This window comes from Acidovorax sp. CF316 (assembly GCF_000276605.1).
In the GTDB taxonomy this organism is placed as follows: domain Bacteria; phylum Pseudomonadota; class Gammaproteobacteria; order Burkholderiales; family Burkholderiaceae_C; genus Acidovorax.
This window is the reverse complement of sequence record NZ_AKJX01000052.1, coordinates 1-11,843: the sequence shown is the minus strand read 5'-3', so window position 1 is coordinate 11,843 and position 11,843 is coordinate 1. Positions and strand designations below refer to the sequence as shown.

The following is an 11,843-nucleotide window of genomic DNA, read 5'->3' as shown; positions in this document are numbered from 1 at the left end:
GGCCGCCGAAAGCCGGCCCGCCCGCCCTCCCAGGACACCCTGCGCGTTGTTTGTTGTTTGTTTTACCCGGACAAAGACCTTTCGATGATCCAGCCCCCCATACCCTACGAGCCCGTGGAACCCGCCACGCAACCTGCGCAGCTGGCCGCCGACGACTACGACGATGCGGAAACCACACAGCCCGCAGGGCTCGACGAGGGATCTGCGCAGCCCGCCGAGCCGGACCAGGACGCCCCGGCCGAAGTGGTGCGCCTGATCGCCGCGCTCACTGCCGTACCGGGCGTGACCCAGGCGCAGCTGGACAACACCTACCTGCCCGAGGTGGTGCTGGCCGACCTGTCGCTGCCCAATGGCCCGCATGCCGACCTGCCGATTGCCGCGCTGCGCCGATCCAATGGCGCGCTGGAGAACGAGGTGCTGCTGTCGCTGGAATTCCGCATCCAGCGCAACGAATCGGGGCTGCGCGCCGCGGAATTCCTGTCGTGGTGGGTGCGCGAGCAGTCGCGCCTGGGCGAGAACATGCAGCTGCGCACCCTGGGCCAGCCCCCCATGGTGGCGGGCGAGCAGCAACTGGGCCGCACCCTGCGCTTCACCATCGACTGGTTCTATGCCGACACCTCCGAGGACATGGCCAACGTGCTCAGCGCCGTGGGCGGCAAGGCCCTGGCGCTGGAGCTGGCGACCGAGATGTACAAGGATGCGTTCTAGCCGCCGCGCACCCTTGGTGCGCCAGCGGCACGCCCGCGTGCGGGCTGCCGCATGATCATCTACCCCACCGAACTCATCGCCCTGGGCCTGTGGCTGCTGGCGCCCGCGCTGGCGCTGGGCCTGCTGGTGCTGTATGCCGTGCATGCCCGCTTCGGGGCCCGCATGGGCCTGCGCCCCTGGCGCGCCGCCAGCCTGCTGGTGGTGTTCGGCATCGGTCTGGCGGCGATGATCCTGGTGTATGCCCCTGCAGAAATGGTGCGTCCCCTGGGGCTGCGCGACATCCGCATCCTGGGCTGGCAGACCTATTGGGCGCCAGTGGGCTTCGTGGCCGAGCTGCTGGCACTGCCTCTGGCGCTGGTGCTGGGGCGCGGGCGCTGAGCCGGCTCAGCCAGGGGCGCCCGCGCCGCACCGTGCAGTGGCCAGCATGCGCGCTGCGCGCAGAAACTCGCGCGGCCCCACCCAGCTGACATTCCAGTTGTCGGCCACGGGTACCTCGCGCTTGTGCGCGATCACCATGGAGCGCGCGGGCAGCACCAGGATGTACTGGCCGTGCACGCCCCAGGCCATGTAGGCACCGTGCAAGGGTGATTGCGGGCCTTCCTTCTCCAGCAGCCACCACAGGTAGCCATAGCCAAAGCCGCGCCGGGCCACGTGGGCGGGGTGCATCTCGGCCGCAGGGGTGACGGGCTGCACCATGCGCGCCACCCAGCCGCGCGGCAGCAGTTGCCGGCCCTGCCAGGCGCCCTGGTTCAGCGCCAGCAGGCCCAGCCGCGCCATGTCGCGCGTGGACAGGTGGAAGGGGTAGGCCAGGTGCTCGGACCGGCGGGCATCGCCGCTGCGCCCATGGCGCGGGGGGTTGAAGTCTTCGAGCTGCAGCGGCGCGGCCAGGTCCTCGGCAAAGGCCTGGTAGATGCCGCGCCCGGTCAGCCGCTCGAAGGCGGTGCCGGCGGCATTGAAGTCCCAGTTGTTGTACAGGAAGTAGCTGCCCGGCGCCTGCGAACCGCGCGCGGGCGCCGCGGCCGCATCGTCGCCGCCATTGACCGCCGGGTGGTACACGCCCGAGCGCGCGGCCAGCAGGTCGCGCAGCCGTGCCTGGCGTTCGCCGGGCAGCAGGCCGCCCACTGCATCGTCGATGCCCACTTCGGCCAGCGTGCGGTCGAGGTCGATCGCGCCGCTGGCCACGTACTTGCCGTACAGCATGGCCAGAAGGCTCTTGCGCACCGAAAAGACAATGCTCACCCGCTCCACCGGGCCCTGGCTGAACAGCACGCGGCCATCCTTCACGGCCATGAGGGCGGTGGTGTCGAGCGTGCGCACGTAGTTCCGTGCGGCCTGCAGGTCGTGCTGGCAGGCGCTGCCGTCCCCGGGCGCAGGCCAGGCCTGCCAGGTGGCGCCAGGAACGGTGGGCTGGTGCGTGGTGGCCGCGTTGGACACGTTGGACGCGCTGGGCGCCGTCGTCGTGCAGCCGCTGACAAGCAGCAGCCCCGCCACCAGGCCGGCCACCAGCGGGGCAGCCCTGCGACGCGCCCAGTGGCCCGCCATCAGTCGCCCGCTGCCTGCTGAGCGCGGTGCGCCTGGATGGCGGCCATCACCTGGGCTCCAAACTCCCGGTCCACATTGCGCTCCTTGTAGGGCGAGCGGCTGCCTGCCACGCCGGGGGCGGAGTAGTGAATCGCATGGGCCAGTTCATTGAGGTAGGCGTGGCCACGCTGGCGGTAGAGGCTGGTTTCTTCCTCGCTCAGCGCAACCAGCACGCTGTACGAGACAAAGCTGTGGTGGCAGTTCACGTCCAGCAGCAGCTGGTCGCCGTGCTGCACGAGGAACCAGCTGGCGGGTTCGTGGTCGATGACGTTCATGGGGCGGTGGGGCTGGATGGGGGTGCAGGCGGGGGCAGGGGGGCGAACTCGCGCGCCAGCATGTCGCGGCCGGGCAGCACCTGCTGCACGCGGTGCATCACGCGCGTGAGCAGCGGGTCGCTGGCGTCGATAGGCCGCTCCACACCCCACCAGCCGGCCGGCAAGGCGCTGGCTGCATGCAGCGGCGGCGCTGGCCAGTCGGGCGGCGGTGCATGGCCCAGCCAGGTGCGAATGCGCACCCAGCCCAGCAGCTCCATGGCCACCACCATGTCGTGGAAGGCGTCGAAGTCGAAGCTCTCCTCGTCGGTCGTGACCCGGGTCTCGCGCTGGTGGGCATCGGCCGCGGCGTGCAGGGCGGTGGCCAGGGCAGGCGATGCGCTGTCGGTGCGCAGGTGGTCCACCAGCCCCTGGTAGGCCGTGCAGGCGCCCGAGGTGTCCACCATGCCCGGCATGCAGAACGCGCCGACGGGCCGGGCGGCGGCAGGCGTGAGCCAGTGCGTGAGCAGCGACAGCGCGAACGGCCCGGACTTGGAGCCCGCATCCGGCAGGTGGCCCGCATCGCGCAGCGCCAGCATGCGCCGGCCCCATTGCTCGCAGCGCAGGCGGTCGCCCACGGCGGCCAGCAGGTACAGCACCTCGGCGGCCTTGTCGCTCAGGATGTGCGGGTTGGTGATCTCGCCGCCCTCCAGCCGCGCGCACTGCACGGCCATGCCCCACAGGCGCCAGGCTGCGGCGCGGTTCCAGGCGGGGCCGGGGTCCGCGCCGTGGGCGGCCCAGGCGTGGATGGCCTCGGCCTGCAGCCAGTAGCCGATGGAGTCCATGGACGTTGTGGAGGGAGAGCGCACATAGCCCGCGGCCTTTTCGGTATGGGCGTTGGAAAAGCGCCGCACGGGCAGCGCGGCATACTCGGCCAGCGCTCGCTCCGGGCGCTCGAGCAGCGTGGCGTGGTTGCCCGGGTGGGCCAGCCACTGCTGCAGTTGGGCGAGGGCCTTGTCGGGCGCGCGGCCGGTGCTGCTGCTGCTACTGCCCATGGTCACCAGTCCTGGGCCTGGCCGTGGTCGAAGTTCCGGCGCTCCGTCTCGCGTGCGCCGGTGCCGTCCAGGTGGCTTGCCATGCGCACCACGGGGCCGTGCAGGTAGCCGGCCACCAGGGCGCCCTCGCGCCATTGGCGCATGCCATCGTCCAGGCTCAGCAGCTCCACCAGCCGGCCGTTGCCGCCCGGGGCCAGGTCGCGGCCCTCGGCATCCAGGCAGCGGGTATAGCGCGTGCGGCCATCGGCCTGCAGCACGCTGTCGGTATGGGGCTGGCCGCCGGGCCAGTGGCGCTGGTGCCGCTCGTTGCCCTCGGGCGTGCGTTCGGTCAGCAGCTGCAGGCCGCCATCGGGGTAGAAGAACTCCTGGCGCAGCTCCTGCCCGTGCCAGTACACGGCCGAGTTCGCCACGCGCCCGTCGGCCCGCAGAAACTCCTGCACGCCGTGCTGCGTGAGCCCGAGCGAGCGCGAGTCCTGCCGCACCGATTCACCCTCGCCGTTGAAGTTGAAGCTCCAGCTGCCGCTGGCCTGGCTGGGGTAGTGGATCCAGCGGCGGTCGCGGTTGCCGGCCCAGCCCGAGGTTTCTGCCTGCACCAGCGTGCGGTCGCGCGAGAACCAGACCACGTCGCAGCTGCCGTCCTCGTTCTCCAGCGTGTTGGGCCCCACGGGGAAGCCATCGTCGAAGCGCAGCCGGTGCGCACCGCCACCCTGCACCACATGCTCGATGCCCCGGCCGCGCAGCCCGGGCACGGCCGCCATGGCGAAGTAGTGCCCCGGCGCGCGCACGATGTCGGCCTCCAGCGCCTGGCGGATCGCATGGTGGGCGGCAAAGAAGCGCTGCTGCAGCGCCTCGATGCGCTCGGCATGCGGGGCCAGGATGGCATCGCAGTCCGGGGCGCCGTCGTCACCTTCATCATCGTCTTCCCGCTCGGCCGCGGCGGTGTAGGCCGGCGCAATGGTGCGCCAGATGGCGTGCACCTCGTCGACAAAGGGCAGGGCGCCCGCCAGCGCCGGGTTGTGGGCGATGGAGGCCGGCACCCGGCCGGGGTCGCCACCTCTCTCCAGCAGCACGTTGCGGAAGTACTGGTCCACGCCGCCGTTGGACACCTGGGCGTCGAAGAGGTCGAAGTCGAACACCGCGCGCACATGCGGCGCCAGGCCGCGTGGCATCTCCTCGCACAGCGCATCGATGATGGCGGCGCTGAAGAACGGCGCCCGGCGCAGCAGGGTGGGCCAGTCGATGGCCGGCAGGTGGTGGGTGTGGTCGGTGGTGGTCTTGCCCATGCTGTTCTTCCTCAGTCCCGGTCTGGCGCGCCCAGCGGAAAGTGCTGCCGAAAGTAGCGTGCCTCGTCCACCGCGCGGGCGAACGAGGGCCTTGCCAGCAGCCGCGCCCGGTAGGCGCGCAGCAGCGGGTACGGCTCACCGATCGGGTGCGTCCAGTCCGCATAGAACAGCGAGGGCGCGGCCGCGCAGTCGGCCAGGGTGAAGCGCTCGCCCGTGGCCCAGGTGCGGCCGGCCAGGCGGGCTTCGAGCCAGGCATAGGCGCGCTCGAGCTTTTCCACGGCCAGGGCCATGCCGTCTTTGCGCTTGACCGGGTCGCCGGTGAGCGCGCCATTCACCGCCAGTTGCATGGCGTTCATCACGTGCAGATCAAAGAAGCGGTCCATGAAGCGCACGTCCAGCGCCTCCACCGGGTCGCTGGGGATCAGCCGCACGGGGCCCGGGTGCTTGATCTGCAGGTACTCGATGATGATGCTGGTTTCGGCCACATCGCGGTCCCCATCCACCAGCAGCGGAAACTGCCGCAGCGGCCAGCGCGTCAGCCATTCGGCCGCATGCTGCGGCGTGTCCGGCCCCAGTTCGCGGAACTCGAAGGGCGTGGCGTTTTCGTACAGCGCGATCAGCACCTTCTGCGTGTACGACGAGAAGGGGTGGCCGTAGAGCGCGAGCAGGCCCGGCCCGGGTTGCTGCGCAGGCGTCGAGGGCGTTTCGTGGTGGGCGGGGTGCGGGCTCATGCGGCGGTGCTTCCTTCCTGGCGATGGGTACAGGGGGGCGCGGGCCGGTGGTGGTGGCCAGCGCTGAAATTCTAGGGCGTGTCATCGCCCATTCCACACACCGCGCTGCCAGCCCTGCCATCGGGCGGGCCCCGGTGCGCGCAATAGTTCACTATTGGCTGCGCCGCGCGTCGCACATCCGTTCGCATGCCGGGTCCGGCACGCTCTGGGCCCCCGCCGATCGCGTTGCAATCGGTTACCGGCCGCTTGCGTAGACTCCCCCTCCCCGCACCGCAGCCAACGCCCTGTTGCACGCCCCGCGCGTGCCCAGCGCCCAGCCACATTCCTTGTCTTCTTGCCAACAGGATGTTGATGAGCGCCACCTCCCTGCCTACCCACCATTCCGATCCCCGCCCCCTGGCCATTGCCGATGTGCTGCGACTGCACACCTTCCATGAATCGCACGGCAGCGGCTTTGCCTTCGCACCCGATGGCGCCACGCTGGCCTTTTGCATGCAGCGCCCGCTGGCCCAGGCCACGCGGCATGCCGACTCCTTCTTCTCCGGCATTGCCCGGGGCGAGCTGCACACGGTAGACCTTGCCACGCAGCAGGTCAGGCGGCTGGATGTACCGTACGACTGCTTTGCACCCGCCTGGTCGCCCTGCGGCCAGTACCTGGCCTTTGGCATGGCGACCGCAGACGGTGCCTCCATCCGCATGGGCTGGGTGCCTGCCGGTGAAGCCATCGCGGGCGGCGCGCAGCAGCCCACCATTCCCGACCTGGGCAACCTGCAGCTCATGGCCCTGCGCCCTTTCGACTGGATAGGCGACGGCCTGCTGGCGTGTGCCTGTGTGCCCGATGGTGGCAGCCCCTGGATGGCGGGGCTCGACTCGCGGGGCGCACGCAAGGCCGCTGCCTTTTGGCAAACGCTCGATGTGCCGGGCCACACGGCCATCAGCGTGCTGGCCTCGGGCGCCGGGGAGCAGGCGGCAGCGTGTGTACCCGCGTCGGCCGACTTGGCGCACCTGCCGCGCGAACTGGTGATCTACGACGTGCGCCGGGGGCAATGCGTGCCCTTGGCCGGGCATGAGGACACCCCGGCATTCATCGCCTTGCGCGAGCGCCTGGCGTCGGGCCGGTCCGATGCGCTGGAGCGCCTGCAATGGGTCTGGGCCGGTGAGGTACCCGCTGGCGGTGCCGGCGAGCTGGTGGCCCTGCACGCCGCATCGGGCCAGGCGCTGTTCCTGGTGCAAGACGGCCTGGGCAGCCGGCTGGTGCTGGCCGGGCAGGGCGCTGGCACCCTGCGGGAGCTGTTTCGCACCAACACCCATCTGGCAGAGGTGCAGGCGGGCGAGGTGCGCGACGTCGACTTCACCGGCAGCGACGGCCAGCCGCGCAAGGCCCGCGTGCTGCTGCCGCCGGCCTGTGCGGGCGGCAGCGCTCCCTGGCCGGCGGTGGCCTGGGTGTACCCGGGCGCGGTGGCGCACCCCCGGCCGCGCCCGTGCTTCGGCCTGCACGATACCAGCCAGTTCAACATGCAACTGCTCGCGGCCCGGGGCTACGCCGTGATCGACGTACCGCTGCCCCTGCCCGCAACACCCGGCCCACTGGACCTGGCCGCCGTGGTGGCCCAGGCCACGCAAGAGGCGATGGCGGCCTGCGTGGCAACGGGCCTGGTGGACCCGGCCCGGCTGCACGTCTACGGCCACAGCCATGGCGGCTGGGCCGCCATGGCCCTGCTGGCCACCACGGGCCTCTTCCGCTCGGGAATCGCGGCGGCGGGCATCTCCAACCTGGTCAGTTTTCATGGCGCGGCCGATCCGCGCATGCGCTACGACGATGGCATCGAACAAGGCAGCTTCGCGCTGGCAGAGATGTGCGAGCGCATCTTTCGTCTGGACGGCCCGCCGTGGAAGGACCTGGACCGCTACGTGCGCAACAGCCCCGTGATGCAGGCCGAGCGCATCACCGCGCCGCTCCTGATCGTGCAGGGTGACCAGGACTTTGTGCCCATCCCCCAGGGGGAGGAGATGTTCTCCGCCCTTGTGCAGTTGCGCAAGGAAGTGCAGTTCGTGCGCTACTGGGGCGAGGGGCATGTGCTGGCCAAGCCCGTCCACCTCGAGGACCTGTGGACGCGGATGTTTGCCTGGCTCGACGCGCATGGCGCAAGGGGCGCCTCAGGGCAGGGGCTATATTGCCCCCCCAACCATACCGCCATGGAATGAAACGCCTGCCCCAACAACTGGCCATCGCCGCCCTGGCCTTGCTTTTGCTCATCGCGGCGGGTGTCTATGCACTGTCCCTCCTGTTTACGGACCTGTGCGGTAACACCGTGGTTGCCGAGGCCGTCTCGCCCGACCAGCGCCTCAAGGCGGTGGTCTTCCAGCGCGACTGCGGCGCGGCCACGGGCTTTTCCACCCAGGTCTCGGTCATCGGCGCACAGGACGCGCTGCCCAATGCATCCGGCAGCGTCTTCTCGGCCGACAGCAACCGGGGTGCCGTGCCTGCCAGCGCTGCGGGTGGGCCGGTGGTGCAGGTGCGCTGGGTGTCGGGCAGCGCGCTGGTCATCACGCACCATGCGGGCGCCCGTGTCTTCACGCAGAAGGATTCGGTGTCGGGGGTGGCCGTGGCTTACGAGCAGGTACCCGACAGGTAGCGCGTGGTGCGCCTGCCGGTAGCAGCGCAAGCCTCTGCTGCAGTGCATGGCATGCAGGGCAAGGCCGGGCCGGTAGGCTGGCTGGATCTGCAACGCGATGAAGGTGATTCCTATGCCATTGGCACTTGCTGCACGCTGCTTGCTGCTGGTGGCCCTGTGCGCTGCCAGCGCCGCAACCTCTGCCTACTGGTATGCATCGCCGATGCCCAAACCTGCGGGTTTGCCAGCCTTGGGCTTCGCGCTGGAGTGGTTGGGCTTTGCGTTCATCTGGTTCGCGTTGCGCCGATGGAACCCTCTTTTGTGGATGGTCGGGGCATTGGTCATGTTTCCACTGGCGCAGGCCCTGGTGCATTGGTTTGCGAGCGAAATTGACCCCAGGGTGGACTTCAAGGCTGGGGCGGCTTTCAGGCCGTGTTCGTGCTGCGCTTCATGGTATCGTGCGGGGTTTGCATGGCAGCCTACGCGGCGTTCTTCATCGTGCGAAAGGTGCAGGGGCTCAGCGCAAATGTCATCGACCCCTGAAGCCGTTTTCGCCAATGCGGGCCATCGGTAGACTGCGCGCATGCGCCGCCAAATCCATCCTGCCAGCTCCGCCCCCGCAACAGCAGCAACAGAGGCCGACGACCACCCCGCCTTCGACCTGCCGCGCGCCGCCAGCGCCGGCATGCGCCCGCTGCAGCCGCTGGATGGAGCGCTGCTGCTCATGCACTTCGCCTTCCGCGGGCTGGTGGTCAAGGCCGATGCGTTCCTGGCGCAGCAGGGGCTGTCGCGCGTGCACCACCGGCTGCTGTATGCGGTGGCGCGGGCCGAGGGCATCTCGGTCGGGCAGCTCATCGAGTTGCTGGGCGTGAGCAAGCAGGCGCTGCACCGGCCGCTCCGGTTTTTGCAGGACGAGGGCTACCTGCTCGCGCAGCGCGACCCCGTGCAGCACCGCACCAAGCGCCTGTCGCTCACCGAGCGCGGCCGCGAGGTGGAGGCGACCGCGTCGCGCCACGAGCGCGAGGCGATGGAAGAGGCCATGCGCAGTGTCTCCCCCGAAGGGCAGGATGCCTGGCGCGAAGTGATGACGGCGCTGGCGCGCAAGGCCTGACGGCCAGGCCGGGTGCGGCTCAGCGCCCCGGGGCCACCATGGCCGTTGCCATCGCCATGGGCGGGCCTTCAGCCGCCGCTGCCGGGGCGAGAAAGCCCTCGGCGAACGAGAAGTTCCGGGCCGAGCGGACCACGTGCGCGTGGAACGCCAGCGGCTCCGTGGCCAGTGCCAGCGACAGGAACTTGACGGACAGCTCCAGCGTGACGACGACTGGCGTGTCGTACTGCCCCAGCCCCGCCAGCACGAAGGCGGCATCGAAACCCGCCGCGATGACGCCGCCATTGATGGCCGCCGTGCCGCCTCCACCCTGCAGGCCGGCACCTGCCCCGGTGAAGGTGATGAGCGCCGACCCTGGGGCCCGCAAGGCGCCCGCGAACCCGAACCACTGCACCTCCGCCCGTGCGTTGAACTGCGCCAGTTGTTCCGCCAGGCGATCGGCGGGCAGGCGAAACGGAACGGTGGGGCTTTGCATGGGCGGCGGGTGGGCAAGGGCGTGTCTGCTGCCATGCTAGCAGCCGGGCCGGGGCCAGGCGCTTTTATGCCTTGACCATCAGCGTCGCCGACGCCATCGCATGCAGCTTGCCGTCCGCCCCGCGGATCTCGGCGCTGCAGATGCCCAGGCTGCGCGTCTGCTCGACCAGGCGGCCGGTGGCGGTGTAGGCCACGCCCTCGGTCAGCGGGCGCACGTACTTCACGTTCAGGTCCACGGTCGAATACTGCGCGCCCGGGCCCAGGGCCGAGAGCAGGGCCAGCGCGGCCGCGCCGTCCAGGCAGGTGGCGGCAAAGCCACCGTGCACGGCGCCCGCGGGGTTCAGGTGGCGGGCATCGGGGCTCACCTCCATGACCACCAGGCCGCGCTCCACGGTGCTGAGCCGCATGGGCATGGTGGTGGCAATGCCCGAGGGCGGGATGCGTCCGGCCTGCATGGCCTGCAGGATCTGCAGGCCGGTGGGGCCCGACGAGGTGTTGCCTGGGGGAAGGTTGTCTTCAGGATTTTTCATGTCAACATTATTGACTTGAAGGCGCGCGCAGGCAAGCCGTGCCGCGGGGTGGACGACCGACCGTCCAGCCATATTTCTCTGGCGCAAAGCCAAAGCGGTTTTGATAATCGCCGGGCGGCACCTGAAACAAGGATCCTGCCGCCGTCAAATCAAACCAACAGGGGTGTCTTCCATGCGTCGTCCACGATCTACCTCCCTCCGCAGGCCTGCGCGCCTGGCGCTCGCCACTGCCTTGCTGGCTGCCTGCGGGCTGGCCGGTGCCGCCACCACCTGGTCCCCCGACCGCCCCACCGAGGTGCGCATCGGCAGCCTGGTGGTGGGGGACAACAAGTACGACAACGTCGTCGTCACCCTGGGCGGCGTGCTGGGCTTCAGTGCCACGGGGCCCAACCGCAGTTATGACAGCTTCAACCCGTCCAACGGGCAGCTCACCATTGCCACCCTCACAGTGGGCAGCCAGTCGTTCTACGACGTGGTGATCACGTTGGGCGGGCTGGTCAGCGTGGGCGGCGGTGCGCCGCTGGCGGCGCTGGTGCCCAACGACCCGCTGTTCAGCCGCCAGTGGCACCTCAAGAACACCGGCCAGAGCGGCGCGGGCGGCCCGGCCGCGCTGGCGGGTGAGGACCTGAACATCGGCAAGGCCTGGCAGCTGGCCACGGGCACGGGCATCCAGATCGCGGTGATCGACGACGGCCTGGACATCTTCCACGAAGACCTGCGCGTGGTGGCCGGCAAAAGCTGGGACTACCGCACCAATGCCTATGGCGACCCCTCGTCCTCCACCAGCTCGCACGGCACCAGCTGCGGTGGCCTGGCGGCGGCCATCGGCAACAACAACCTGGGCGTGACGGGCGTGGCCTTCAACGCCCGCCTGGTGGGCTACAACCTGCTGGCCGCCACCACGGGCGCCTTTGGCGCCGACGCGGTGACCAAGGACCTGGCCAGCAACCACATCTACACCAACAGCTACGGCGCCGCCGACAGCAATGGCCTGCTGGCCCCGGCCGACGAGCTGTGGCGCGACGCCATCCGCACCGGCATCACCAGTGGGCGCGGCGGCAAGGGCGCCATCTACACCTGGGCGGCCGGCAACGGCGCGCCCGAGGACCGCTCGGACTACGATGGCCAGGCCAACTTCCAGGGCGTGCTGGCCATCGGCGCTCTCAACGACCAGGGCAAGCGCTCCTCCTACTCCGAGCCGGGCTCCAACGTGCTGGTCACGGCCTACGGCGGCGAGTTCTGCTCCACCCAGACGACCACCACCACCGACGTGTCGGGCGCGACCGGCTACAACGACGGCAACAAGCCCGAGGACATCACCGGAAGCCCCAACTACACGCGCTGCATGAACGGCACCTCGGCCGCCACGCCGCAGGCGGCCGGTGTGGCCGCGCTGCTGCTGGAGACCAACCCCGCGCTCACCTGGCGCGATGTGCGCGCCATCCTGGCCCGCACCGCGCGCAAGACCGATCCCGCCAACACCGGCTGGGCCACCAACGGCGGCGGC

At 70.2% G+C, this 11,843-nt stretch carries 13 protein-coding genes; 6 read left to right on the top strand and 7 right to left on the bottom strand.

The genetic code is table 11. The annotated features are described in order from the left end of the window. The first annotated feature begins 84 nt into the window (after positions 1–84). Both PMI14_RS05820 and PMI14_RS05815 read left to right on the top strand, forming a co-directional pair. Positions 85–708 carry a hypothetical protein gene (locus tag PMI14_RS05820; protein WP_052024335.1) on the top strand — a complete coding sequence of 208 codons (624 nt, stop codon included), beginning with the start codon at positions 85–87 and terminating at the stop codon, positions 706–708. Positions 709–759: 51 nt separating this feature from the next. Further along, positions 760–1,086, top strand: a complete 327-nt coding sequence (locus PMI14_RS05815) for a hypothetical protein (protein ID WP_007851087.1) — start codon at positions 760–762, stop codon at positions 1,084–1,086. Between the two features lie 6 nt (positions 1,087–1,092). Here the strand turns inward: PMI14_RS05815 and PMI14_RS05810 are convergent, their stop codons facing one another. From PMI14_RS05810 to PMI14_RS05790, 5 genes are read right to left on the bottom strand one after another with little or no spacing between them, the layout of a single operon-like run. Further along, positions 1,093–2,250, bottom strand: coding sequence for a serine hydrolase (locus tag PMI14_RS05810; RefSeq protein WP_007851085.1), 1,158 nt, complete (start codon positions 2,248–2,250; stop codon positions 1,093–1,095). Beyond that, positions 2,250–2,564 (bottom strand): hypothetical protein, encoded by a 315-nt coding sequence (locus PMI14_RS34590; RefSeq protein WP_007851083.1) that lies wholly within the window; start codon positions 2,562–2,564, stop codon positions 2,250–2,252. Before PMI14_RS34590 ends, PMI14_RS05810 begins: the two co-directional genes overlap by 1 nt. Then, complete coding sequence (locus PMI14_RS05800) at positions 2,561–3,595, bottom strand: hypothetical protein (RefSeq protein ID WP_007851081.1); 1,035 nt, start codon at positions 3,593–3,595, stop codon at positions 2,561–2,563. Before PMI14_RS05800 ends, PMI14_RS34590 begins: the two co-directional genes overlap by 4 nt. 2 nt (positions 3,596–3,597) lie before the next feature. Further along, complete coding sequence (locus PMI14_RS05795) at positions 3,598–4,878, bottom strand: hypothetical protein (protein WP_007851080.1); 1,281 nt, start codon at positions 4,876–4,878, stop codon at positions 3,598–3,600. Between the two features lie 11 nt (positions 4,879–4,889). Further along, the gene (locus PMI14_RS05790) at positions 4,890–5,609 is read right to left on the bottom strand and encodes a glutathione S-transferase family protein (protein ID WP_007851079.1); all 720 of its coding nucleotides are present in this window, start codon (positions 5,607–5,609) and stop codon (positions 4,890–4,892) included. A 351-nt stretch (positions 5,610–5,960) separates the two neighbouring features. On the opposite strand from PMI14_RS05790, the gene PMI14_RS05785 reads away from it, so the two are divergent. From PMI14_RS05785 to PMI14_RS05775, 3 genes are all read left to right on the top strand, one after another. After that, complete coding sequence (locus tag PMI14_RS05785; protein ID WP_007851078.1) at positions 5,961–7,814, top strand: prolyl oligopeptidase family serine peptidase; 1,854 nt, start codon at positions 5,961–5,963, stop codon at positions 7,812–7,814. Beyond that, positions 7,811–8,245 (top strand): hypothetical protein, encoded by a 435-nt coding sequence (locus tag PMI14_RS33380; RefSeq protein WP_007851077.1) that lies wholly within the window; start codon positions 7,811–7,813, stop codon positions 8,243–8,245. Before PMI14_RS05785 ends, PMI14_RS33380 begins: the two co-directional genes overlap by 4 nt. A 562-nt stretch (positions 8,246–8,807) precedes the next feature. Continuing rightward, positions 8,808–9,335 (top strand): MarR family winged helix-turn-helix transcriptional regulator, encoded by a 528-nt coding sequence (locus PMI14_RS05775; RefSeq protein WP_007851075.1) that lies wholly within the window; start codon positions 8,808–8,810, stop codon positions 9,333–9,335. 19 nt (positions 9,336–9,354) lie between these two features. Here the strand turns inward: PMI14_RS05775 and PMI14_RS05770 are convergent, their stop codons facing one another. Together PMI14_RS05770 and PMI14_RS05765 are read right to left on the bottom strand one after the other, a co-directional pair. Then, on the bottom strand, positions 9,355–9,807 hold the full coding sequence (locus PMI14_RS05770) for a hotdog domain-containing protein (protein ID WP_007851074.1): 453 nt from the start codon (positions 9,805–9,807) through the stop codon (positions 9,355–9,357). Between the two features lie 64 nt (positions 9,808–9,871). After that, positions 9,872–10,336, bottom strand: a complete 465-nt coding sequence (locus tag PMI14_RS05765) for a PaaI family thioesterase (protein ID WP_007851073.1) — start codon at positions 10,334–10,336, stop codon at positions 9,872–9,874. A gap of 172 nt (positions 10,337–10,508) precedes the next feature. Between PMI14_RS05765 and PMI14_RS05760 the strand changes: the two genes are divergently transcribed. Next, positions 10,509–11,843, top strand: a 1,335-nt coding sequence (locus PMI14_RS05760; RefSeq protein ID WP_007851066.1) for a S8 family serine peptidase, incomplete at its 3' end; no start/stop codon positions are given.

Coding starts and splice junctions, on each gene's coding strand:
- PMI14_RS05820 (WP_052024335.1), top strand. CDS start 85: ATGATCCAGCCCCCCATACCCTACGAGCCCGTGGAACCCGCCACGCAA.
- PMI14_RS05815 (WP_007851087.1), top strand. CDS start 760: ATGATCATCTACCCCACCGAACTCATCGCCCTGGGCCTGTGGCTGCTG.
- PMI14_RS05810 (WP_007851085.1), bottom strand. CDS start 2,250: ATGGCGGGCCACTGGGCGCGTCGCAGGGCTGCCCCGCTGGTGGCCGGC.
- PMI14_RS34590 (WP_007851083.1), bottom strand. CDS start 2,564: ATGAACGTCATCGACCACGAACCCGCCAGCTGGTTCCTCGTGCAGCAC.
- PMI14_RS05800 (WP_007851081.1), bottom strand. CDS start 3,595: ATGGGCAGTAGCAGCAGCAGCACCGGCCGCGCGCCCGACAAGGCCCTC.
- PMI14_RS05795 (WP_007851080.1), bottom strand. CDS start 4,878: ATGGGCAAGACCACCACCGACCACACCCACCACCTGCCGGCCATCGAC.
- PMI14_RS05790 (WP_007851079.1), bottom strand. CDS start 5,609: ATGAGCCCGCACCCCGCCCACCACGAAACGCCCTCGACGCCTGCGCAG.
- PMI14_RS05785 (WP_007851078.1), top strand. CDS start 5,961: ATGAGCGCCACCTCCCTGCCTACCCACCATTCCGATCCCCGCCCCCTG.
- PMI14_RS33380 (WP_007851077.1), top strand. CDS start 7,811: ATGAAACGCCTGCCCCAACAACTGGCCATCGCCGCCCTGGCCTTGCTT.
- PMI14_RS05775 (WP_007851075.1), top strand. CDS start 8,808: ATGCGCCGCCAAATCCATCCTGCCAGCTCCGCCCCCGCAACAGCAGCA.
- PMI14_RS05770 (WP_007851074.1), bottom strand. CDS start 9,807: ATGCAAAGCCCCACCGTTCCGTTTCGCCTGCCCGCCGATCGCCTGGCG.
- PMI14_RS05765 (WP_007851073.1), bottom strand. CDS start 10,336: ATGAAAAATCCTGAAGACAACCTTCCCCCAGGCAACACCTCGTCGGGC.